The sequence below is a fragment of the Arenibacter arenosicollis genome (assembly GCF_014397245.1).
Classification (GTDB): domain Bacteria; phylum Bacteroidota; class Bacteroidia; order Flavobacteriales; family Flavobacteriaceae; genus Arenibacter; species Arenibacter arenosicollis.
The window spans coordinates 1-23681 of sequence record NZ_JACLHY010000010.1 but is presented as its reverse complement, the minus strand read 5'-3'; the positions used below and the strand labels follow the sequence as shown (position 1 = coordinate 23681).

25 protein-coding genes are annotated in these 23681 nt (G+C 37.9%); 9 read left to right on the top strand and 16 right to left on the bottom strand.

Annotation, left to right across the window (positions count from 1 at the left end; genetic code table 11):
- Positions 1-2: 2 nt before the first annotated feature.
- The 6 genes from H4O18_RS11335 to H4O18_RS11310 form a co-directional block, all read right to left on the bottom strand.
- On the bottom strand, positions 3-1064 hold the full coding sequence (locus tag H4O18_RS11335; protein WP_187584616.1) for an aminotransferase class I/II-fold pyridoxal phosphate-dependent enzyme: 1062 nt from the start codon (positions 1062-1064) through the stop codon (positions 3-5).
- Positions 1064-2074, bottom strand: coding sequence for a dipeptide epimerase (locus H4O18_RS11330; RefSeq protein WP_187584614.1), 1011 nt, complete (start codon positions 2072-2074; stop codon positions 1064-1066). The genes H4O18_RS11335 and H4O18_RS11330 overlap by 1 nt, the downstream gene beginning before the upstream one ends.
- 123 nt (positions 2075-2197) lie before the next feature.
- A complete protein-coding gene (locus tag H4O18_RS11325) occupies positions 2198-2923 on the bottom strand; it encodes a head GIN domain-containing protein (RefSeq protein ID WP_187584612.1) in 726 nt (241 codons plus the stop codon).
- Positions 2924-3051: 128 nt separating this feature from the next.
- Positions 3052-4809 (bottom strand): PspC domain-containing protein, encoded by a 1758-nt coding sequence (locus tag H4O18_RS11320; RefSeq protein ID WP_187584610.1) that lies wholly within the window; start codon positions 4807-4809, stop codon positions 3052-3054.
- 3 nt (positions 4810-4812) lie between these two features.
- Complete coding sequence (locus tag H4O18_RS11315; protein ID WP_187584608.1) at positions 4813-5148, bottom strand: PadR family transcriptional regulator; 336 nt, start codon at positions 5146-5148, stop codon at positions 4813-4815.
- A gap of 124 nt (positions 5149-5272) precedes the next feature.
- Positions 5273-5749, bottom strand: coding sequence for a DUF4870 domain-containing protein (locus H4O18_RS11310; RefSeq protein WP_187584606.1), 477 nt, complete (start codon positions 5747-5749; stop codon positions 5273-5275).
- Between the two features lie 265 nt (positions 5750-6014).
- On the opposite strand from H4O18_RS11310, the gene H4O18_RS11305 reads away from it, so the two are divergent.
- The 6 genes from H4O18_RS11305 to H4O18_RS22475 all read left to right on the top strand — a co-directional run bounded on the left by H4O18_RS11305 (position 6015) and on the right by H4O18_RS22475 (position 9487).
- The gene (locus H4O18_RS11305; RefSeq protein ID WP_187584604.1) at positions 6015-6470 is read left to right on the top strand and encodes a DUF4442 domain-containing protein; all 456 of its coding nucleotides are present in this window, start codon (positions 6015-6017) and stop codon (positions 6468-6470) included.
- Positions 6471-6593: 123 nt separating this feature from the next.
- Positions 6594-7391, top strand: a complete 798-nt coding sequence (locus H4O18_RS11300) for a TIGR00266 family protein (RefSeq protein WP_187584602.1) — start codon at positions 6594-6596, stop codon at positions 7389-7391.
- 46 nt (positions 7392-7437) lie between these two features.
- Positions 7438-8091, top strand: a complete 654-nt coding sequence (locus H4O18_RS11295) for a DUF2461 domain-containing protein (protein WP_187584600.1) — start codon at positions 7438-7440, stop codon at positions 8089-8091.
- Positions 8092-8371: 280 nt separating this feature from the next.
- On the top strand, positions 8372-8956 hold the full coding sequence (gene nudK, locus H4O18_RS11290) for a GDP-mannose pyrophosphatase NudK (protein WP_187584598.1): 585 nt from the start codon (positions 8372-8374) through the stop codon (positions 8954-8956).
- Positions 8957-8977: 21 nt separating this feature from the next.
- Positions 8978-9238 (top strand): peptide-methionine (S)-S-oxide reductase, encoded by a 261-nt coding sequence (locus H4O18_RS22480; RefSeq protein WP_343065456.1) that lies wholly within the window; start codon positions 8978-8980, stop codon positions 9236-9238.
- Positions 9239-9250: 12 nt separating this feature from the next.
- Positions 9251-9487: a hypothetical protein gene (locus H4O18_RS22475; RefSeq protein WP_343065455.1), complete on the top strand. Its 237-nt coding sequence runs from the start codon at positions 9251-9253 to the stop codon at positions 9485-9487.
- On the opposite strand, the gene H4O18_RS11280 is transcribed toward H4O18_RS22475, so the two are convergent.
- Positions 9481-10794 (bottom strand): D-alanyl-D-alanine carboxypeptidase/D-alanyl-D-alanine-endopeptidase, encoded by a 1314-nt coding sequence (locus H4O18_RS11280; RefSeq protein ID WP_246474222.1) that lies wholly within the window; start codon positions 10792-10794, stop codon positions 9481-9483. The genes H4O18_RS22475 and H4O18_RS11280 overlap by 7 nt on opposite strands.
- A gap of 102 nt (positions 10795-10896) precedes the next feature.
- Here H4O18_RS11280 and H4O18_RS11275 point away from each other — a divergent pair, with 102 nt between their 5' ends.
- A complete protein-coding gene (locus H4O18_RS11275; protein WP_103442351.1) occupies positions 10897-11094 on the top strand; it encodes a hypothetical protein in 198 nt (65 codons plus the stop codon).
- Positions 11095-11237: 143 nt separating this feature from the next.
- Positions 11238-11633: a hypothetical protein gene (locus H4O18_RS11270; RefSeq protein ID WP_187584596.1), complete on the top strand. Its 396-nt coding sequence runs from the start codon at positions 11238-11240 to the stop codon at positions 11631-11633.
- Here H4O18_RS11270 and H4O18_RS11265 read toward each other — a convergent pair whose 3' ends face one another.
- From H4O18_RS11265 to H4O18_RS11250, 4 genes are all read right to left on the bottom strand, one after another.
- On the bottom strand, positions 11634-12572 hold the full coding sequence (locus H4O18_RS11265; RefSeq protein WP_187584594.1) for a LysR substrate-binding domain-containing protein: 939 nt from the start codon (positions 12570-12572) through the stop codon (positions 11634-11636). It lies immediately after the preceding gene.
- Positions 12573-12710: 138 nt separating this feature from the next.
- The gene (locus H4O18_RS11260; protein ID WP_187584591.1) at positions 12711-14171 is read right to left on the bottom strand and encodes a TolC family protein; all 1461 of its coding nucleotides are present in this window, start codon (positions 14169-14171) and stop codon (positions 12711-12713) included.
- 66 nt (positions 14172-14237) lie between these two features.
- On the bottom strand, positions 14238-15608 hold the full coding sequence (locus H4O18_RS11255) for an ABC transporter permease (protein WP_187584588.1): 1371 nt from the start codon (positions 15606-15608) through the stop codon (positions 14238-14240).
- Between the two features lie 4 nt (positions 15609-15612).
- Positions 15613-16857 (bottom strand): efflux RND transporter periplasmic adaptor subunit, encoded by a 1245-nt coding sequence (locus tag H4O18_RS11250; RefSeq protein WP_187584586.1) that lies wholly within the window; start codon positions 16855-16857, stop codon positions 15613-15615.
- A 300-nt stretch (positions 16858-17157) separates the two neighbouring features.
- Between H4O18_RS11250 and H4O18_RS11245 the strand changes: the two genes are divergently transcribed.
- Positions 17158-17637, top strand: coding sequence for a Dps family protein (locus H4O18_RS11245; RefSeq protein WP_187584584.1), 480 nt, complete (start codon positions 17158-17160; stop codon positions 17635-17637).
- A 121-nt stretch (positions 17638-17758) separates the two neighbouring features.
- Here the strand turns inward: H4O18_RS11245 and H4O18_RS11240 are convergent, their stop codons facing one another.
- From H4O18_RS11240 to H4O18_RS11220, 5 genes are all read right to left on the bottom strand, one after another.
- The gene (locus H4O18_RS11240) at positions 17759-18607 is read right to left on the bottom strand and encodes a metallophosphoesterase (protein WP_187584582.1); all 849 of its coding nucleotides are present in this window, start codon (positions 18605-18607) and stop codon (positions 17759-17761) included.
- A 123-nt stretch (positions 18608-18730) separates the two neighbouring features.
- Positions 18731-19153 (bottom strand): DoxX family protein, encoded by a 423-nt coding sequence (locus H4O18_RS11235; RefSeq protein WP_187584580.1) that lies wholly within the window; start codon positions 19151-19153, stop codon positions 18731-18733.
- Positions 19154-19447: 294 nt separating this feature from the next.
- Entirely contained in the window at positions 19448-21625 is a 2178-nt protein-coding gene (locus tag H4O18_RS11230; protein ID WP_187584578.1) for an amino acid permease, read from the bottom strand.
- A 472-nt stretch (positions 21626-22097) separates the two neighbouring features.
- The gene (locus tag H4O18_RS11225) at positions 22098-22907 is read right to left on the bottom strand and encodes an amidohydrolase family protein (RefSeq protein ID WP_187584576.1); all 810 of its coding nucleotides are present in this window, start codon (positions 22905-22907) and stop codon (positions 22098-22100) included.
- A gap of 78 nt (positions 22908-22985) precedes the next feature.
- Positions 22986-23528 (bottom strand): VOC family protein, encoded by a 543-nt coding sequence (locus H4O18_RS11220; RefSeq protein WP_187584574.1) that lies wholly within the window; start codon positions 23526-23528, stop codon positions 22986-22988.
- Between the last annotated feature and the right edge of the window lie 153 nt (positions 23529-23681).

The window sequence follows — 23681 nt, the reverse complement described above, 5'->3', positions numbered from 1 at the left end:
TTTTAGAAATATGAGTTTATAAGATTACACAATAAAAGGATATCCTCCCTTGTGTGGTGGGCGCTGATTACAATTCTGCTCATAAGTGTGGAATCTTCATCTGGGTATCTAAAACTGGTCACCACTACCTTTTGGTCCTTCAGATATTTGGTGAGGTCCTCGTCATTAAAACTAAAGGCAGGATGTTCTTCCATAAACTTAAACTTGTCCAGCGCTTTTATATTGGACCTGAATAACCCAATATTATTTTTTAGGACAGTCCTTTTTTCTTTGAAAATTTCACTGGCGTCAATAATGCTGGCCATGGCAGCAGGTGCCGCTGGACTTGCACCTCCAAAAAATGGAGTATCCACCAATTGTTCCATACGGATTCTAGAACCAAAAATGGTACCTGCCTGTATCCCAAAACCCTTTCCCAATGAGCAACAAACAATCAATTCCTTTGGGTTTAAATCCTGTATGTTGCGAAAAACGCCACCTCCGTTGTTGCCCACAATTCCAATTCCGTGCGAATCATCTACCACTAGAATGATATTTTCCAATGGTAGCATTTTTAACCCCTCAAAATCGGGATAGTTAGATCCGGAAAAATCAATGGCATCCAAAAACACCACTGGAGTGGTTTCCTGATCGGTTTCCAAATAATCTCTGACGGCTATATTTAAAGCCGTGAAGGTTATGTATGGTTTAAGTTTGGATATGCCACGGTTAGGGGAATAGAGTGCAGAATGGGTATTTGGGGCATAGAATAGCCTATTTGCCTTGGTATCCAAACTTTGTCTTATAAGTTGTCCTGCCAAATATCCGGACGATAAACTGATACAGGCCTCGCTTCCCACTAGACGGGATAAATGCTGTTCGGCCTTCTCATAAATTGAAAGTCGGATATTGGATTTTCTGGATGCTCCGTAATTTGTACCGTATTTCCTTATATTTGAGATAAAGATGTCCTGGAAAGCTTCATCGGTCTGAAGCCCTAGATAGGAGGTACCTCCAAAATACAAGTATTTCTTCCTGTCCAGCTCTATTTCCCTGCCCGGGAATCCATCGATATAAAAAGTCATTATCGTAAGCTTATTCCACTTCCGCCTTCGGAGGGAAAAATTACTTTTCCATTGTCCTGTATGACAACCCCATCGGCAATATCCTCTTTTAACAACATGGCACCGTCCATATCTACATAATCCAATTGTGGAATTAATTGGGCTATGGCCGATATGCCCACAGTAGATTCCGTCATACAACCTACCATTACTTTAAGTCCCATTTCCTTGGCCTTGGCAATCATACGTCGTGCAGGGGTAAGTCCACCGCATTTGGTCAATTTTATGTTGATTCCCGTAAAATGAAGGCCACATTTTTCCACATCTGTTTCCACAATACAGCTTTCATCGGCTATAATGGGCAGAACACTTTGGTGCATTACCTTTTCCATGCCTTCCCAATCATCGGCTTTGAGGGGTTGCTCTATAAACTCTACACCCAATTCCTTTAAATATGGTGCATTCAAGATAGTTTCTTCAGCTGTCCAGGCACAATTGGCATCAACCCTAAAAATAGCATCCGTATGTTTGCGCAACGCCCTTACAATTTCCACATCTTTATCGGTGCCAAGTTTAATTTTATAAATGGGCCAGGGCATTTCTTTCATTTTATCCACCATTTTTTCAATGGAGTCCAATCCTATGGTATAATTGGTTATCGGATAAGTGCTGTTGTCCGTATTCCATAATTCATGCAGGGGTTTACCTTGTATTTTGCCATATAAATCATTGGCGGCTAAATCTAATGCACAAATGGCAAAATTGCTCAGGTTTTTAGAAACCAAAAATGCATGGAATGCTTCCGGTTCCTTAAAATTGAATTGCTCAATGTCATTTCTAACATTTTCAATCTCTGCCTGCATGGTTTCAAAGGTTATTTTGTAATAGGGGTTGGAAGTTGCCTCCCCATAACCCGTTTTACCATCCAGTTCCAAAGAAACGATCATGGAATCTTGAAAATCATGGGATTCCCTAGAAATACTGAAAGTGTGTTTTAAAGGGAGTACGTATTTTTTAATCTTTATTTTCATACCAAAATTTATAGAACGAATATAAAGAAAGATGACGTATTGGAAAGTCAAAACCCATTGAAATCTCAATGGGTTTTATCAACATTTGTGCTATACAGTTGTTGTCAAGGCCTTGACAGTAATTTACAAGGCACTTACGCTTCCAGAGCTCGATTTTTTATGTTCTACTTCGGCATTTCCGGTATAGCGTATATTTCCACCACTACTAGCTTTTGCTATTAAGGATTCGGATACGTTTACTGTAATTCCCGCCCCACTACTGGCGCTGGCTTCGCATTTTGCCGTGGTTAAATGCTCTGCTTTAATACCAGACCCGCTGCTGGCATTGCTATAAAGGGACTCTGTTTCACCCTCCACCTTAATGTCGGCACCACTACTGGAATCCGCGGTTACTTTTTCGGCCTTTAAATTCTTAATTTGTAGACTGGAACCACTGCTGGCACTTAAATCGATGTTTTGTGCACTAATTGCATTTTTGGTTATCATATCGGCGCCACTGGAAGTTTCCAAATTGGTAATTACTGGTAATGTAACATAAACTTTTTTGGTAGCCCTGCCAATATTTTCGATGGCATGAATTCGTAAAGTTCCATTTTTGATATCGGTACCTATAAGGTCTATTACATTTTCGTCCGCTTCTACTACAATTTCAAAATCATTGCCTTGGGTAACATAAACATCCAAGCCCTCAGAGGCTGAAATAGAGGTAAAATCCGAGTTAACGGCACGATGGTCTTCTTCAACAATTCCATTTCCCTTCTTACCGTTTCCAATATTAATATCGAAACCGCAGGAAGAAAACAAAATAGCCAAGATAAGAGTGATGGTAATTCTTGCAAGTGTTGTCATGATTGTTGTTTTTTGGCCTGAAATAAACCTTGGGGGAAAGAGGTGTTCAAGAATTGATTAATGATTGAATAAAAATATTAATTAGGTTTCTTTAAACCCACTATAAATTGCTGAGCTGTTACAAGAGGCTACTGAACTGTTTCTTTTTTTATTACCGTTTTTTTACTGTCCTTTGTGTTGAACTGTACGCCTTTTTCGTCGATTTTTAGTTTAAAATTATCTCCATCTCCTTTTATATCTATATCCACTCCATCTTCATTGATGATAATTTTACCATTATTATCGTCATCATCATGGTCTTCTGTATTATCAGGACAATTTTGGCATACTAGGTTGCCATTTACATTCATTTTCCATAGATATTTTGTCATTTCACAACCATTCATGTCCCGATCCAATGGGGCTCTCATTGTCCAACAATGATTATTGTCGCTTTCATAAGCCAATACGGTACCCTCGGGTATATATAGATAGATTCTTACTTCTTGGTCCCTGTATTTATTTTCTTTGGCGGTAGTCAAAAAATCGTCCAATATTAAAGTATTTCCTTGCAACTCATAATAATAATTGATTTTTTCCGCAGTCTCAGTGGCATTTTTAAAAGTATTCCCATTCGCGTTTTTGCGTACCTCCAAACGCACTATTGAATCTTTGGACATTTTTAAGTTGATACGAAAATCTTCTGACACCAGTACTTCTTCCCCGTTTTCAGTGTAATCCAGTACAACCCCGTTTATGCCAATGTTATTACCATTATTTTGGTGGGGAGATGATTTTAAACTAATTTTTATGGGTTGATCTGGTAATTGGAAGGCCAGTTCCGTTTCATTGGAAACGCTACCTGTGTAGGCGTGGGCAGCTGCTTGTCTTATACCAAAAACGGCCAATAAAATAATAGCGATCAACCACAATCCCAAAAGTGTAAATTTTGCGATATTACCAATCGATTTTAAGTTGTTCACCAAAATCTTTAAGCCTAGGTACATGAGAAAGAAAAAGGGAATTCCAATTGCGAAAAAGCCTAGTAGTGATACTAGCCAAACCGGGGTATTGGTTGAGTTTACCATATAGTAAAAATCTATTCCTGGAAGGTGTATGATATCCAAAATCCCTACGGTAAAAAGACCTACGAACAAGGATACAATTCCAGCAGCACCGATTATGATCAGGATAATCCCAATAAATTTGCCAATGATCTTAAAAAAAAACATAATTATATCGGCAATGGCATTAAAGAAGCTCCTGCTACTATCTTTTACTTTGGTTCCCACTTTTTCATAGTCCACGTTTTTTACTTTTTCGGCTACGTCGTCAAAACCTTCCTTTACTTTTTTTTCAATATTACTTATGTTAACGGCTTCGCCGCGCATGTCCAACTTCTGGGCAGTAGTAACGGCCTCGGGAATTAATATCCACAGTAGACCGTAGATAAATACAAATCCTCCCCAGCTAAAAATGGTCAGTAGGATCCACAACAATCTAACCCAGAGGGCGTCAATTCCAAAATAATGCCCTAGGCCAGCCGATACACCTCCAATATACTTATTGTCTATATCCCGATATAATTTCCTTACACGTCCCGGGTTTTTGGAAGTTTTGGGTTGATCCTCAAAAATGTCCTCATCAACCATATAATCTTCTGGTTGTCCCATTATGCCTATAATCTCGTCCACTTCCTTTTCGGTAATTACCTGTCTTTCGTTTTCCATTTTTTCATGGAACAGTTCGGCAATTCTGGCTTCTATGTCCGCTATAATCTCGTCACTACCATTGGTATTGGCGAAAGAGCGTTTTATGGCCTCTAAATAGCGTTGAAGTTTGCTATAGGCTACTTCATCTATATGAAAGAATAAATTGGCCAGATTTATATTTATTGTCTTGTTCATTTTTTAGTTGTTTTTTGTTTTGGTTACGAGGTTTGTCGCATTTCTTAATTCATCCCAAGTGGTATCCAATTCTTTTAGAAAAAGTTTACCAGTTTCAGTTAGGGTATAGTATTTTCTTGGGGGACCTGATGTAGATTCTTCCCAACGATAATTGAGAAGTCCAGCATTTTTTAGTCTTGTGAGCAGTGGATAAATAGTACCCTCCACCACCAGCATTTTGGCGTCTTTTAAGGTGTCCAGAATTTCGGAGGTATACTTGTCCTTTCCATTGAGAATGGAAAGTATGCAGTACTCCAAGACTCCCTTGCGCATCTGTGCTTTTGTATTTTCAATATTCATAGTTGCATGATTATAATAATTTAACTGTTCGTTTTTTTGATGATCGCATTTTAGTGTTTCACTTGTAACTGATTTGATGAATAAACTCCGGAATTAGTTTGATGAGTACTAATTTTAAAAGGTGTTATTTTATAAAGGGTATGCTTATGGGGTATTTAAAATCTTGTCCTTCACTGGTACGAATGGTAGCTAGGATGGTGTAGACTATATTTACTAAAAATAAACCGAACTGTGCAACACCTGCTATTCCCAAAGGCCAGAGTAGTTTGCCCAATTTAAGAGGGTTAAAATCAAAATTAAATACATTGAAATTATTGAACTGCGCAAAACCAAAATCTCCCTGATGAATAATTTCTGGAATAATTCCAATAAAGAAAGGAATAGTGAAAATTCCTAGTATAACGGAATACAGGAGAAGGCTAATCTGAAAATTTAAGGCCTGTTTTCCATTTTGGTCTACAAATCCATGATCTTTCTTTTTAGCTGTCCAAAGAATTAAGGGCAGGAGAAAGTTCCCGAAGGGGATAAAGTACTTGGAAAAAGTTGAGGCATGTATTATCGCCGACAAATTTTTTTCGTGTTTGCTTAGTGTTGAGGTCATGGCTTTTAATTAGTGTTCAAAAGTTTTATTATTTGTTTTCAATTCTAAACTGGAATAAGAACGATTTCCAATTTTGAAAGGGCCTGAAAAATGGATCAGTTCAATTTAATTTTGGAAGTCAAATCTGCTACACATAATAACTTTCTATGCAAATATATATCTAAAAGAAGGTACTATGCAAAACAAAGTACTAAAATTTAACACCATATTAACATTTATAAGTTCGTACATTTTACATACTTTTGAATTAAATTAAACTAGACCTATGGCATCAGATGCGAGTAAAATTAACATGTTCAGCTTTTTTAAGCTGCCTGCCGTTTGGTGGACAGGAGTGCGTTTAAGGTATATTGATGACCAAAAAGCCATTGTAACCGTAAGACATAGGTGGATAAATCAAAATCCTTTTAAATCCTTGTTTTGGGCAGTTCAAGGAATGGCGGCGGAATTAACGACAGGAGCCATGGTAATGAACCAGATTAGGAAAAGTAGAAGAAATATTTCCATGTTAGTGGCGAACAATAATGCTAATTTTTCCAAGAAAGCCACTGGTAAAATCACCTTTACCTGCACAGATGGTCATCTTATTGCCGAAGCCATTAAGAATACAATTGCTACAGGGGAGGGGCAGACCGTTTGGATGAAATCTGTTGGGGTTAATGAAGAGGGGATTGTAGTTTCCACCTTTAATTTTGAATGGACTCTTAAGGTTAAGGGTTAATGTTCCAATGTGTTGTCTAGGTAATGGATTTATGAATCAGGGAAGTAGTGCGCCATTGTAACAAAATGGTATTTTTGGTTACCAATAGGCCGAAATAATAATAAAACTAGTAAACTTTAAAAAATGAATGCACACGAAATAGACTATGTGATTTATGGGGAGGAAATGCAATATGTAGAAATAGAATTGGATCCCCAAGAGGCCGTTGTGGCGGAAGCTGGGAGTTTTATGATGATGGATTCCGACATTAAGATGGATACAATTTTTGGGGATGGTTCCAATCAGGACAATAGTGTCCTGGGAAAATTGTTCTCTGCGGGCAAGCGATTGCTGACAGGGGAAAGTCTCTTTATGACGGCATTTTTAAATATAGGTCAAGGTAAAAAACAAGTGAGTTTTGCTTCCCCGTATCCAGGTAAAATTATTCCAATAGACCTTTCTGAATTTCAAGGTAAGTTTATTTGTCAGAAAGATGCTTTTTTATGTGCAGCAAAAGGGGTTTCCGTAGGCATTGAATTCTCAAAAAAACTAGGCCGTGGACTTTTTGGGGGAGAAGGATTTATAATGCAAAAATTAGAGGGAGACGGAATGGTTTTTGTACATGCTGGTGGTACCACCGCTCAGAAAATATTGGGTCCAGGCGAAACACTAAAAGTGGATACGGGCTGTATTATTGGCTTTACAAAAGATGTGGATTATGATATAGAATTTATTGGCGGAATTAAAAATACCATCTTTGGAGGTGAAGGTCTGTTTTATGCCACTTTAAGGGGGCCTGGTACCGTTTATATTCAGTCGTTACCTTTTAGTCGATTGGCGGGAAGGGTCTTGGCATCCATTCCTAGAGGAGGTAAGGATAAGGGAGAGGGAAGTATTTTAGGTGGCTTGGGCGACCTATTGGACGGGGATAACCGATTTTAACGAATTTAAGAATCCCTTATATTATCCATAATAACGTATCCCAATAATGAATTTTGATTCCCTGTTTAAATTTCTAACCGAGCTCAACCAGAACAATTCCAAGGAATGGATGGATAAAAACCGAAAATGGTACAAAGAAATTAGGGATGAATATATAGGATGGTTAAATGATTTGGACCTTGCATTAGCGGCCGTAGATAGTGAATACTACAGTACACCAGGTAAAAAAGGCATAAATCGAATCAATAATAATTTGATGTTTCATCCCAATAAACCTACTTACAAGGACCATTTTGGGGCCGGCCTCGATAAGGCGCCCAATACGGGTGATTTTTATATTGAGATTGGACTTAGTAGGTCTATGTTGGCTGGAGGAATTTGGCGACCAGACCCTAAAACCTTGCGCAGTATTCGTGAGGCCATTGATTATGACGGAGAAGAACTCAAAAAGATTCTCAACAAAAAGTCATTTAAAGAAACTTTTGGGGAATTGGTGCTGAATGAAACCTTGAAGAAAGCACCCAAAGGATTTTCCAATGATCATCCACATATAGATCTTTTGCGCAATAAAACCTTTGCCGTAATGCATCCCTTGACCCAGGAAGAAATATTACAGCCAGGTTTTAAAGAGAAGGTAATCTCGGTTTATCTAGAAATGCTGCCCTTTAGAAGGTATTTGAACAAGGCAGTTACGGTGTAAAGGTAGGCTGTTGAAAAAGTTAATGTTGAAGGATTAATGTTTATATAGAGAATATCTGTTGATTAAACCAATCCGTTTGTACAGGAGGCGATGGAGGCGAAGCTATCTTATCCGACTTTAACAGATTGCTTCGCAGGGCTCGCATTGAAGTGATAAATGTCCGGCATAGCGCATCATAATGGGTATGATGGGTTCCATAGAAAAAGACTTTATCTTCACCGTTATCTGGGCATTTAAAATTCCTAGATTTGTATGAAATTAATAAAATAAACTTCCCAAAGTGAAAAGCAATAAAGTAAGAAACATAAAGAGGGAACTATTATCTGATAACTGGTATAAACTTGAAAAGATAACCTTTGATTATCTAAAATCGGATGGCAATTGGGAATCCCAGTCCAGAGAAGCCTATGATAGGGGTAATGGTGCGGCTATCCTATTGTACAACAAAAAGAAGGGAAGTGTCATCCTTACAAGACAGTTTAGAATGCCAACGTACATTAACGGCAACGAGTCGGGCATGATGATAGAAGTGTGTGCCGGACTGTTGGACGGTGACCATCCGGAGGATTGTATAAAAAAGGAAACCGAGGAGGAAACAGGATATAAATTAGATCATGTGGAAAAGGTATTCGAATCCTATATGTCTCCTGGATCCGTAACCGAGATTCTGTATTTTTTTATAGGATCTTACGAAGAAAAAATGAAGGTGAGCGATGGCGGTGGAGCGGAATCCGAAACTGAAAATATTGAAGTGTTGGAATTGCCTTTTGACAATGCATTTGCTATGATAGCTTCGGGAGAAATAAAGGACGCCAAGACCATAATGCTACTCCAATATGCTAAAATTAACGGGTTATTTTCCTAGTAGTTTTGCGACCAATGCTTTATGGAAACAAATCAGAAAATTGCTTTTGGAGGTGGATGCCATTGGTGTACTGAGGCGGTGTACCAGTCCTTGAAGGGGGTTGAAGTGGTAGAACAGGGCTTTGTTGCTTCAAAAGGGGAAGAATCTTTCTTTTCCGAGGCTGTAATTGTGCATTACGATCCAAAATCCATCGCCCTCAAAGACTTAATTTTAATACACCTTTATACCCATAAATCGACTTCCGATCACAGCATGCGGAATAAATATCGGTCTGCCATTTAAACTTTCACCCCATTGGATGTTGAAAAGTCCAAAGCGGCAATAGAGAATTTTCAAGAGCTTTTTAAAAAACCTTTGGTAACCAAGGTCTTGCCGTTTGGAGATTTTAAACTTTCGGACAAAGCTTTCCAAAACTATTATTTTAACAATCCACAAAAGCCTTTTTGCGAGACCTATATTGCCCCTAAACTTAGACTCTTGTTATTAAAATTTGGGAAGTATGTTGATGAAAGTAAGGTCTTGGGTCAATAATTATCCCTAATCATTTCGAAAATGGATTGCATTTGTTGTTTTACCTCCCCGTTGCTCTTTGTAAAATGATTGTTCATAAAACTAAATATCAAAGTTTTTCCTGAACGGGTTATCAGATATCCACTAAGGCAGTAATTATTGCCCAGCGACCCTGTCTTGGCGTAAATATAGGGGCTGTCATCACCATTGAATCGGCCTTTTAAGGTTCCTGATAAGCCACCAACAGGGAAAAAATTGAAAAGGCGTTCCCGAGGTATTTCTTGGTACATTTTATTTAGTACATATACCATGGTTTCTGGTGTGAACAAATTATATCGGGAGAGACCGGAACCATCCACCCATCGGGGTGGTTGTTTAAGTTCCTGTAAATAATTATCCAAAATATACTTTCTGGCCTTGGCACTGTTTAAGGTGTCAGATAGGGTGGAGGAGCTTAAAATTAATAATTGTTCCGCAAGAAAATTATCACTTACCTGCATCATTCTTTTATATACGGAATCTGAAGGAACGCTGTACAATATTTGTTTTTTCGTATCTGGCATTTTTTGTACAATATTCACCTTTTTAAGAAGCACTGCTTCCAGCAGTTTTTTGGTAAGGGTACTATCTATCATATAAGGACTCTCCAAAGTATCTTTTCTTTGAGTATCAAAATAAAAGGTATTGCTGTACAATTCCCTGTTTACCCCATAACTAATAGGTACAACCTGATCTTGGAAATAGCTTGGTATAACCTGTAGATTGTCATTAGTGGAAATGGTTACAACATTGCCGTATAAAGGCAAACCGCTTCTTTCCGGACTAAAATACAGCTCATAATCCTCCCATGCCCAACCGGGGCCAAACCTACTTTCCTTAAAATTATTCAAGTAGAGGGATATGTTATTGTAGTCCCGGGCAAATTTTATTGCGGTACTGTCGGCAAAATAGGAGTGCAACAAAGTTGGGTCGCCTGTGCCTTCCATATATAGGGTGTCATTTTTAACAACATATTTTAGCGCTGGAATATTTTCCGGTAATGTTTTAAGTGATGAAAATAGTGTAATTATTTTGGTATTACTGGCGGGAGTAAAATATTTCTGACTATTATGGCTATACACCGTGTCCTTTTTTACAGGGTCATAAATTAAAACGCCTTGGAAGTAATTAGTAGCGGCTTCGGAACTTAGTTGTTGATTTATTTCTTTGGATAACTTACTGTTATGTAATGTTTTACAACCTGTAAAAGTCATCACTAAACAAATTAAAATTAACGGTTTAAGCATGCTTATTTTACCAGAATAGGGCATTTGAAATTGTACGTTCATCGACTTTAACATCCTTTTATCTATTATTTAACGGAAAGACGGCAATAATATATACCTTTTATTGGTTATCTTAGTGCAAGCAACCTAAAATTATTTTGAAATATGGCAAGAGCTATGTTAGAGTACACTAAAACCGTATTGCAAAAGGTTAGTTTTGATACAAAGTTATTTTGCAAAGAACTAGAAAAAGCAGTGACAAGACTATTACCATTTGAAATAGAAGAATTAAAACTCTGGTTAAAACAATTTATTTTTGATAAGCCAGAACTACAACAAAGCTTACTTTATTTAAAAGCTTAGATACAGGCCACCCATAAAAGGTGGCTTTTTTTATGACTTCTAGAGCGGCAACGAGGCAGTTATTTTAATAATTGTTTTGTTCCGAAAACAACTTTTTTGGTTAATTCAACCGTATATAATTGCGGACCCCCAATTTTATATACGTGAAATATTTAACCTACCTATTTGTTCTAATCGTTTTGAGCTGCGGAAAGGACGAAGATACTTTACCTAAATTTGCCAACGAGCTTCTCGGGAAATGGCAATTGGAAGCTACCAAAATAAGTCCTGGCGATATTGTTGAAAATTGGACAATAGTAACCAATGGACCTATCTTCGAATTTAAGGCAAATGGGTCCTATACCCATAACGAGAAGGCCTGTGGAGGTATTGTCAATGGAATCTTCAGTACAAATGACCAAGTATTAACATTGAGATATCACTGTGAAAGCAATGCCATCGAGACCAATTTCAATATGAATTTCTCGGAAGGAAATCTTATTTTATCAAACGTGGGCTGTATTGAGGAATGTTCCTATAAATACCGAAAAATGGAATGACTATTTGTTTAACGGACTAATAATTTTTACGTCTTGGAAAGCAATAGCGCCTCTTACTACACTGGCAATCACATCATATAATGCTTCGGTAATCTGAATTTTTAGTTCACTCTTATGATATATAAGACTTACTTCCCTTGCTGGTGATGGATTTTTAAAGAATTTGAGGTTCTGCTTCTTTTTATCATCAAGTTCAATAGTATTTAGGAAGGGTAGGAGGGTCATTCCCAAACCTTCGTTGGATAGATTGATCAGTGTTTCAAAACTACCACTTTGCAATTGAAAGTGTTCTTCCTGATAATTTTTGGAAGCATTACACAAATTTATTACCCCATCCCTAAAACAGTGTCCGTCCCGCAAAAGCAGAACATCTGAAATTTCCAGATCTTCCGGAGTTAATTCGGAAAATTTCCCCAATCGATGGTTAGGCGGTACATAGCCTACGAAAGGTTCATAATATAGTGGGCGTTCCTTTATATATTCGATCTCCAAAGGCGTAGCTGCAATGGCCGCATCAATATGGCCATCTTGTAGATTACGAATCAAATTTTCAGTATTTTGTTCCTTGATGATCAGGTTTACTTTGGGATATTTCTTGATAAAGGTCCTTAGGAACATTGGCAATAGGGTGGGCATAATTGTAGGAATGATGCCTAGAGTAAACTCCCCACCTATAAACCCTTTTTCTTGGTCAACAATATCTTTGATACGGTTGGCTTCATTTACAATATTTTTGGCCTGCGCTACAATTTTTGCTCCCACTTCAGTTATGGTGATGGGTTTTTTACTTCTGTCGAAAATCAATATGTCCAATTCATCCTCCAATTTTTGTACTTGCATACTTAGGGTAGGTTGGGTAACGAAGCTTTTTTCGGCTGCCAAAGTAAAATTTTGGTACTCGGCCACGGCTAGTACATATTGCAATTGTGTAATGGTCATGCAGTATTATTTTAAAGGATAAAATTATGAAAACTAAAAACAAAACCTAGACTGTTTGGGCCTTACTTATAAAATCTTTTCTCTGTACCGTAAATAGGGATATTGGTTGTTAGGTTTTATCCTTTAAAATATAGGCCTTTAATCTAAAATTATATTTTCAGCTTCAATCTTTTTGTCATTGATAAAATCGTAAAGTGTTAGTTTCCTCAAGGTATAATAGTCGGTCCAAAAATTTTCCAAGGAATTAAGGTAATCAATCTCGGCCTTATCTTTTTCCTGTTGAGCCAGATTTAGATCGGTAATGGTAATTTTGCCCAGTATATATCTCTCTTTGGTAATTTGATAGCGTTTAATGGCGATCTCTTTGGCTTTTTCCGAGGTGGAAAGAAAATCACGCTTGCTGGACCAATTTAGTATATGTAGATAAATTTCCTGTTCAAAGGCCTGCTGTTCTTGTTTAATGTTGGTTTCTACCAAACCTAGATCGGCCTCTCCCATCTTTCTTTCGGATTTGGATACCCCCCAATCAAAAATGGGAATACCTAACCTTACAGATACCCTTTGTTGTCTGTCATAGTCCTGGAACAAGGCATCATAATCCTCGGCGCGTTTATTTAATCCAAAATTGGCATTAACATTTATTTCCAACCTATTGTTGCCTTTTATTTGAGCTAGATTTCTTTCCGCCTCCAAACGTCTCCTTCTAAATTCTATAACAGACTTTCTATTGTTGGTAGCTTCATCCAAAGCGGTCTGTACACTCACCTCAAAATCTACCAGTTTCTCGGGAATGAAGAGTTCTATGTCCTCGGTTTTCAATTCTAAATAACGGGCTAGGTTTTGAGATGTCCTTTTAAGTAGGATAGTATTTGTTGTAACTTCATTTTTCGAATTTAAATGTCCAAGTTCCATCTGCAATAGCTCATTTTCGGCAATCTTTCCAATTTCGAACCTCCCTTTGGCAATTTGTAATAAGGTATCCTGGGTGGCCAAATTTTTCTTGGAATTTTTCAATCTCATTTGTGCGGTCAATAATCCAAAATACCGTTGACAACTGCTAAGGGAAATATCTTCCATGCGCTCTATAAATTCGCGCTTGGATTCTTCGTATTTTAATGGTTCTATTTGTCTGTCCCACTTATATGGATTAAAGAACAAGGAATTTTGATAGTAATTTACGGAAAATGGGGTGAGGGAGTAATTGCTGTTTTCATCTGCACCAAAGCGATCAATTCTTTGGATTTGGGAATTAAGGGAGAGGTTACCTCCAGTGAAAGGAACCCGCTGGTCTATGGATAAAGTCCCATCTACTCTGGATTGATTTTGATTTACAAAAATATCCTGCCCCTCGTCATTGGTAATTCTTGTAATGGATTTGGAATAATCCGGCAAAGTCGCTGATAATCTAAATTGGGGCAAAAATTGTGCTACATAAGTTCTGTATTTCCAATAACTGGCTTGTGATTGATTTAGTACGGCTTGGTATTCAGGGGAGTTTTTTTTTGCCATTTCAATGGCCTCAGTTAGCGTAAGCTTTTTGGTCTGTCCCAGTACATTAAGGTTTGAACAAAGGAACAACAACAAAATACATTTTTTCATTTTGGACTGTTTTGATTGATATAATGGGGGAGGGTAATTGTGATATATGTTATTCGGAATATTATTTTATTCCCGTCTAATGGCCTCTATTGGATTTTTATTCGCAGCGGATTTAGCTGGTAAAACTCCAAATGCAAGCCCTATAAAAGTGGCTACAAAAAAGGATAAAATTATGGAGTTTAAAGAAAGTATGGTTTCTATTCCCGTTGCCAATTCCAATCCGTAGGATGCCACAATTCCCAATATTATTCCAATAATCCCACCGCCTATGCTTATTAGGACGGACTCTGATAAAAACTGTAGGATAACATCCTGCTTGGTAGCCCCTATGGCCCGCATGATACCGATTTCCTTTGTCCGCTCCAGTACAGAGGCCAACATAATATTCATAATACCGATACCCCCAATAAGGAGGGATATACCCGCAATTACACTAAGCACTATATTAAAAATCTGTTTCGTTTTCTGTTGCTGCTTTAGCAATTGTATAGGGATGGTTATTTCAAAATCCAACACATCATTATGTTTTCTTTTAAGGAGTTTGCTAAGTACTTCAGCGGTCGATTTTAGTTCGTTGGAATTATTTACCTGGACCGTTAGCTTGTCCAACTGATGATAATTGCCCCTGGGTATTCTCTTTTTAGGTCCATTGTTGGCACCACCAATTATGATCATTCCTCCTCCACTAAAATCTAGGGGTTCATCGGATATAATCTTTCTATCCTTATAGCGGACCAAGAAAGTCTTTACAGGAATGTAGATATCCTGGTTAAGATCTCTGATACCTAGGTTTTCCTGGGCTTTTTCAGAAATAAGTTTTTCCTCGATTATTCCAATCACTTGAAGCCATACGTCTTTGACCTTGATTTGCTTGCCTATGGCACTCTCGCCCGGGAATAATTTTTTTTCTACTTTTTCACCGATAATACATACCGAAGCAGCATTTACAGCATGCTCCTCCGAGAAATTGCTGCCTTTACCTATATGTATATTAGAAGTTTGAAAAAAAGAATTAGTGACACCTATTAATTTAACCGAATTTTGCCTACCCTTATTTATGACATAAGTTTCCAGGATTATTTCGGGACTAACGGCTTTAATGGTGGGGATATTATTTTGTATACTGACCACATCCAATAGATCCAATCCTTTCGAAAATCTGGTAGTTTCTTTGGCACCTTCATCATCTTCACTGGCGTTCTCATCTTCTTCGTCCGGTATGGGGGTTACCACAATATTGTTTACACCTACGAGTTCCAATTGTGCCAAAATCTCCTTTTCCGCACCATTTCCAATAGACAACATGGTTATTACGGCTGCAACACCAAAAATGATTCCCAATGCTGTTAAAAAGGTTCTAACCTTATTGATCGTTACCACACGGATGGCTTCTCTGAAATTAGAGATAATCTGTTCTAGAAGTATCTTGTCTATCATGAATCTAATTTAAAGACAGTATACTCTTTTCTTCCATTCCTTCCGGTTTGCTCAGATATACAACTTCATTCTCATTTAAACCTTTTTTAATGATTACCACGTCCAGATTGGATTCGCCCATCTCTATTTCTTTCTTATCGATGGACAAGCCGGATTTGGCGTAAACAAAACTTATGGAATCTTGGGAAAATACGGCTTCCAAAGGCACCATAAGTACTTCTTCTTCCTTATGTATCAGTATCCTATTTGAAGTGGTCATCCCGGGTCTAACATTATCATTATTTTCATCAAAATTCACCAATACTTGAAAGAGTTTAATATCCGATCCTCTTTTTTCTTCCCCTACATTGGCCACGTTGGTTATGGTTCCTTTTACCGTTACGTCCGGGAATGCATCGAAACCTATTATTACGGGAAGGTCTTTTTTAATCTTTCTTATATCCACCTCATTGGCGTAGGTTTTGGATTCCATTTTGGTTAGGTCTGGTAAGGTTGCAATAGCAGGATCCCACATACTAATGGACGACCCGACCTTTCTTTTTGAGCCATCCCAGTTCTTGGCATAGGTTACCATTCCATTGGCGTCCGAATGTATGGTAAAGGATTTTTGAAGATTCCTTAGCTCGTCCAGCATTTTACTTATTTTAGAGACTTCCGTACCAACCTCGACCATTTTGGCCATGGCTTTCTGTTCTTTAATTTTATAATCCTCGGTTTTTTCTTTTAGATCACGTTCCAGACGCTCAATACTTATTTCCAACTTTTTAATAGTGGCGGGAGGTTCATAGATAGATTGTTTAAGCTCCAGCCTATTTTCTTCAATATCAAATAACAGATCCTTGATAGCAGTCCGTTCCTGTTTCAGGGTCAAGGTGGTGTCCAATTGCTCTTGGGTGTATTTTGACTGAGCGGTTTCCAAGTTTAATTGGGCATCCAATATCTGTTCATTCACTTCTGAGGGATCTAATCTGCCCACATAGTCACCTTCTTTGACCAAAGAGCCTTCAGGAATTAAATCTTGAATTTTCACATCCCGAAGCTTGAATTTCCGAATGTCATCCGGACCATTAATTTTTTTCAAACTAGTAGATTGGGCCTCTCCAGAAATAATCACTTCATTTAGAAAATCGCCCTTGACTACCTTTGTAGTAATGGCTACATCTTCATCCGAAGTATTCCCGAACAAGGTGTAGCCTACAAGAACAAGAACAATGGGGATACCAAATAGGAGTAGTTTTTTTTTAGTCATTATTAGGTGGTTTAGTTAAAGGGGGAGAATCAAATTTAAGCTAGTACCTTATTATTCAATAAGATATTTTGTTATTATTTTCTTAATTTATCGTAATACTGATGTCTTAAGAATCGTTCTTTAATTTTTTATAAATTTTTTAGTTAAAATTTTAGAAATATCATCAATAATCATACCATTGACTAAGCTTACGTTTTACCTATCGTATATTACTATACAATCATAAAATCTATCAATAAATTTACGCTTCAATGGCAATGGGAAAGCTGTAGTTTAGTAGTATAATTAAAAGAATAAATTATGAAATTGAACAGTATAGGTTTGGATATTACCAAATCAAAATCGTTAAGTAAGGATTTAAATCAGTTATTGGCAAATTTCCAACGCTACTACCAAAACCTAAGGGGAATTCATTGGAATATTAAAGGGAAAAGGTTTTTTGATCTACACGTGAAATTCGAGGAATTGTACACCGACGCCAACCTAAAAGTAGATGAAATAGCGGAACGTATTCTAACCTTAGGAGGTGTGCCTTTACATACCTTTGAGGATTATATCAGTAGCTCAAAGGTGCCGGTAGGTAAAAACATAACCAAAGATGAAGATGCTATTCGTTTAATTGTAGATTCACTTTCTCAACTTCTTATAATTGAAAGGGCCATTTTGGATGCTTCGGATGAGGCTTCGGACGAGGGTACCAATGCTATGATGAGCGAGTTTATCACCCAGCAGGAAAAGACGGTCTGGATGATGAAAGCATGGTTGGCCGAAGAAATCTAATCCTTATAGTTGGAGTCTTTTAGGTGCTAAAATTAATGGGCGCCAAATAGATTAAGTTTACAGATCATCCCTAGTTGAGATATGGCAATCATAATTAGGGATGCTTCTTTATATTACTACATCAATTTAAAAAATTCCTATCGAATAAAAAGGGATAATCAAGATTCGTATTTACCGTTATCTGTACTGCAGTGTCCCGCCCATCTATTTGTAAACGGGTAATATTTTGTTCAGGCCAAGGATTATTCTTGATCCAGAAATGTCCATCGCCCTGAACCATAAGAACGGGTTTCCCAAAAGACAGTGATGCAGCCCGGAACAAATCTGTAAAGGGTTTAAACTTATCAGGGTCTGCTTCCACAATATTGGCATGACCAAAAACAACCGTTGCTTCCACCGAGCTCTTATGTTCTTCCAGCATCGTTTTAACCCACTGGCCATTTTGTGTTAATCTGTCTTGCCATTCTATGGAATCGTGAACCTGACTTCCCACTAGATTAATACCTATAAATAAAACTTTATTCTCTATCCAACTAAAATTTTCTGGACGTTCCGTTTGATAAGTGATGTGAGGTTCAAAGGACCAATTTTCATTAAAATGCAGGAAATATTTATTCCAATATTCCAGGCCCAGTGCTGGATCTTCACAGTCGTTATACTCATTGTCCCCCAAAACTATAAAGGTGGGAACCTTAAATGTTTTTAATATATCGGCAACATCCAGATAGACGTCTTCATCGCAATCACGGGCCCCTGGCTTAATGTCGCCAACATGGATAACGAATTCAGAAGAATTGATAGTATTGTGTTTGGAGATAATATCGATCAGTCCAAGACGCTGTTCTTCATTGTATGGAACATCGCCAATTGCCGTGAAGGACACAGGGGAGGTTTCCTCCGTTGGTCCTTCATCTGTATTGGAGTCGGAACTTTTGTTTTCCCCACATGAACATAAGAGAAATGTCAACATCAATAAAATCCAGAAATTATTACTGGACTTCGTGAATCTTAAGCTAGAATTGGAATAAGGCATAATAAAATTTAACCGTGTAGAATTAAATTTAAATATAATTTAAATACGGTATAAATGGCCTTATTTCTGCATTTTTAAATAATAATCCGCTGAATGTTTACCCGAACCATAGAATAAAAAGAAAATACATACCAATAAGGTAATAGTGGCCAAAACAAGGTTACTTGTGTTCATCACTCCTAGGAAATTCGCTAGCACGGCACCAATAAGTATTGGTAGCTGTGCAAAAACCGCCCAACGGGTCAGCAAGCCGATTACCAATAAAAATCCTCCTACAAAATGTGCAGGAGCCACATAATGCATAATCAACATACCTCCTGGTAGATTTTGGAATGGTTTAATGATTTCTGCCATTTGTTGGTGATTGGACATAAAATCCACACCTTTCATAAAAAGAAAAACACCTAATGCAACTCTTAATAAATCCAGGGGATAATAAGTATGTGCATTGGCCCATTTGTTTAAAGATTTAATTGTTGCCATAACTGAAGATTATTTGTTACTTACCCTAAGATACTCATTTTTAACTAAATGTAAAAGATTTAATAGATGCTATTTAACAACCATTTTACCCAACACGGTTATTTTGCTTGTGGGTACCAATAACTCAAAAAGGAAAACTTAAACTTCGGTCCAAGTCTTAAAACCGCGGTATTTCAGTTTGTGCTTTAAAGTGCGTCCATTTTTACGCTATTACTTTGTGGTAAACCTAAGATTATTATTTCCAACCGTATTTACGAATGTTGTGTTATGGAAAGCCTATGGTCGTTTGATTTCTTAAACCAAAACATTTTCGAAATCGGAGTCGGCACAAAAAACGGCTGATATACGGGATTCATTTACAATATTGACCATGTCGTCAATAGTCATCCCCGGCTCGATATTGAATATGTTGACGTCGGTGTTCTTCTGTTGAATCACATTCTCGAGCAAGTCGCCCTGTTGTATATTTATTGAAGTGTTCTTGGGAAATCTGACCATAGTGTTCAAGTCTTCGATATCGCTTTCTGAGAAAATCAATTTAGGATTATTGTTCAGAATATGAACATCAATGTTTCCTTTCCAGTTACGGCAAATTAAAAGCGAGATTAAGGCGGACAGGTTATTGTCCTTAACACTAAATGTTGCCTTCCAGTCTACGGGAATATTGGTCATCCACAGGTTGATGCTTTTTTCTATGGCCAGACTGGCGGTGGCGTAAGGAATGTAAATAATCATCCCAAAATTATTCTTTTTACTATCCAATATTAATCGGTTGTAATATCCCAGATTGGAAGTGGCCGAATCCAAACTTGCAAAGATGATGTTGGGCTTAAAGAAGGCAGCATTGAGCGACTGCATGCTAACATTTACGGTAGTGTTAAAGTCGGTGTTATCTATTACGGTATAGGAAACCGATAAATCACTTTCCTTGAATTTTTTCACAGCATTTTTTAGAAAGTTCTCCATGTTTCTCTGTTCTACCTCATTCTCATTTCTTAGTGCCAATATCTTTACTGAGCCTTTAGGATATATTATGGAATGTATAAGTTTAAACGAACTTCTGATCTCCTTGGGCATTGTTACGGGAATTAAAAGGTCTGGACGCCAGGACCGAACTTCCCTTTCTTGGCGCAAACTGTTTGTTTTTTTTGTAGCCCATTCCGCCAAGGCCGTGAATAGACCACTTCGGGAGTCCCCTGCGGCCGATTTAATATTCATTTTTACAAGGTACAGGTAGAATATTACTATAAATATCAATGAAAATAGGGCAATGATCACGTTCAGTACAAACATAATGGCAATGGAGCCAAAGGCCCCAATGGCCGGGACAATAATCGGAATTTTTAGGGTTGGTCTATAACTGGGCAAACCCAGGGTCTGCTCCACGAGGGCCACTACATTTACCATGGCATAGGTAATCATAAAAAACATGGTGAGTAATGGGGCAATGGTATTTAGATTTCTCAACGATATGCCAAAGAGAACAAGTACTGCGGTGATCAACATGGCATTGACAGGCTCTCCTTTTTTAGATTTTTTTGCCAATTTCTGACTTTTTGGAAGAATATTCTTTTCTCCCAAGGCCAATAATATTCTTGGAGCTCCCACAAACGAGCCCAGAGCGGAGGAAAGGGTAGCCCCTAACAGACCTGCCAGCACTATGGGACCATACAGGGATTTGTCAATGAATACATTGTAATTTTTTGCCAGTTCGTCCGGAGTGGCTATAACAGCGGCAACAAAAATTAGACTAACATAAATTATGGTCGTAATTATTACCGATGAAATGGTGCCGACAGGAATACTTTTACGTGGATTTGCGAGGTCTCCAGACATATTGGCTCCGGCCATTACCCCGGTAACTGCGGGGAAAAAGACTGCAAATACTATCCAAAAGGAGGAACCGCTAAAATCGTTTTCAATAGATCCAGGGTAAGTGCCCGTCCATTGAATATTATAATCCAGTTCGTTGACAAATAGCGCCCCATATATAGACACCAAAGAGAGAACAATAATTCCCAAAATCACAAATTGAATCTTAAAAGCAAAACTGGTACTTATAAAAGCAATACCCATGACAACTGCGAAAATCAACAGGTCAAGTATCAGGGGATTGACATCTGGAGTTAGGGTTTGCAGACCTTCTCGGAAACCGAAAATATACATGGCAACTGCAATGGACTGGGCAAAATAAAATGGAATGCCTATGGCGCCCCCAATTTCCAGACCTAGGGATTGGGAAATTAAACTAAAAGCGCCACCACTGCCAATCCTTATGTTGGTGGTTATAGAAGATAGGCTAAGGGCCGTTGTAAGCGTAATGGCCACCGATAATAGAACTATGCCTAAAGCCCCTAAGACCCCGGCATTACCAACAACCCATGGCTGGCGGATATACATGATGACACCCAGAATGGTTAAGGTGGTTGGTGTAAACACCCCAGCAAATGTACCGAAGGTCTTCTTGATCATATCCTATTTTTTTAAAAGCCCTTGGTGGATGTAAATAGGACTTTGTTGGTTATAGTTTGTTGGAGCATTCAATTTGTACCTATTGGTTAAGGATACACAGATTATCAGGTACTAAATGCGCTACCTTAGTCAGCAATTGCTCACCTTTAAGATATTCATTTATTTTTGATTAAGCACCAAGTGTGCCCATACATTTTAACATTTTCCTCGGCTACGAATTGTGATGGGCCTTGAGTTCAAATTATGATCTACCCAAGTCTATAGCGCTGGCTTGTAAATTACTTCCCTTCTATTCCCTGTAGGGATTTGCTTAAGACTGAAGTTGTGAAAAGAAGGGAATATTTTAGATTTAATTGAAATTTGTCTCAACGAAATGGGATGCATATACCAACGCAAACGGATTTAAGCACTATGTTGAACCTACAAAGTAAAAGGTTCAACTACACAGGCTCCAATAAATTAATAATGCGTTTTATAACTTGGATACATCAATCTTAAAAAGTTCCGCCGCGTTCTTCCAAAGAATAAGTTCTTTCTTCTCTTCGGGCAGATCCAATTGTTTCATGAAATTGAGATAGGAATGCATATTGGAAATGGGCCAGTCCGTACCGTATAAAAGATACTGCGGATTCCCAGCATAGGTAATCATTTCCTCCAATTCATTTTTCATGAATCTCTCAAACTTATATGAGAAATTACCCAACACCAGGCCAGAGACATCGCTATAGACATTTTTGTTTTTGTACACTACTTCCATGCAGTCTTTGATCCAGGGATTGCCAACATGGCAGATGACTATTTTAAGGTCAGGAAAATCTACGGCTACGTCGTCTATATGAATGGGATGGGAGTATTTTATCCTTCCCGTTGGCGAATAGGTGTCCCCGGAATGAAACATTACGGGAATATTGTATTCAACCGCCATGTCATAAACTACCTGTAGCCTTTTATCATTGGGGTAGAAGGGCTCATAACCAGGGTATAGTTTTAAACCTTTTATTAGGCCTTCATCAAGAAATTCGCTTATTTCCCTTAGGTCCCTATGGTTGTAATTTAAATAACTTATACCGGCAACCACGCCTAAGTTGTCCCTGCCACTTATGGCTTCGACCACCTTCTTTGTGCTTGGTCTATGTTCGTTGACCTTGTAGGAGGTAAGTACCAAAGAATAGTCTACCTTGTTTTCCTGCATGGTATCAGTGAGCAGATTTAAGCATTCTTCCAAGGAAACTACCCGGTCTTCATGGTAGTTATTTATATGTGTGTGGACGTCGATGATCATGGACAAGGAGTTAGTTTACAGTAAAAGTAAGGAAGCTTTTTTACACTTGGCATTTAAATTGCATAGAGGAAGAAAAAATTAAGGGAATCCTACAATGATTTTTTCATTTTTAAATTCAATGCCGTAGGTTTTTCTATTCTGTGATAATTTTAATTCAAACTCTGAAGGAGAAGCCTTATCCTGGGTAGGGTACCAATCTTTTCTTTCCCTATTGATGCATATAAGCAATCCGTTTTCATCGCCAATTGCACAAAAGTTTCCAAATCCCCCATCATAAATTGCGATATCCATAGCATGTTTTAAGGTGTTGAATTCCCTTTCAATATCTGTTGTAGGGACTCCAATTTCCGATATTTCCAGAAAATGCTCCGGCCCAAAATTATGGTCAGAGGCATTTTTAAGATTTTTTCGGGCTATGAGTTCCACAATATTTTTGTCTTCATCATAAAAGTAGATGGCTTTGGCATTCCAAGCCGTGAAGTTTATAATTTCATCTTCTCCGTCCTTTAAGATCGGACATCGCGATTTTAACCATTTTAAAGCCTCGAACTCCTTATTGGCAGGAATGTTTATAGCAAAATGATAAGGAGTGGCAGATTGCTTGTATTCAAAATGAAGCATTGAACTCCCAATTTGAAAGGAAACATGGATCAATCTCAAAAGTTGGGTCTAAAGAGAAAAATAATTTTCTTTGTGCTTTAAATTACATTGATGAATAAAGGCACTGAGTTATCCTTGTTAAGTTTAATATTACCAGAAGGAATATTAGAGTAT